The 286-nt window shown below is 46.2% G+C and carries 1 protein-coding gene; it reads left to right on the forward strand.

Features of this window, described 5'->3' with window-relative positions:
• Positions 1-73: 73 nt before the first annotated feature.
• A partial coding sequence (locus FE392_RS19720; RefSeq protein WP_319931835.1) for a helix-turn-helix domain-containing protein occupies positions 74-286 on the forward strand: 213 nt, incomplete at its 3' end.

Consider the following 286-nt stretch of genomic DNA (forward strand, 5'->3'; position numbering starts at 1 on the left):
TAATAAGTGCAATTTCTGAGAAAGGCGGTCAGTTGCTATAGTAGGCATCTTTCTCGCCAAAGGAAAATGCGCTATGACCTATACACAACTGACCGAAATAGAAAGATATCAGATTTTCAGTCTAAAAGAAGCGGGTTTTACACAACGTTTTATTGCAACTTCGCTCAGCCGTGACCCATCAACGATTAGTCGGGAGCTGAGGCGAAATCGGGAAGAGCAGAAATACTGCCCCAAGCAGGCGCAGCTTAAGGCATCAGAACGCCGTCGTTCTGCCGCAAAAGCAGTT

The organism is Xenorhabdus santafensis (assembly GCF_033949405.1).
Classification (GTDB): Bacteria; Pseudomonadota; Gammaproteobacteria; order Enterobacterales; family Enterobacteriaceae; genus Xenorhabdus; species Xenorhabdus santafensis.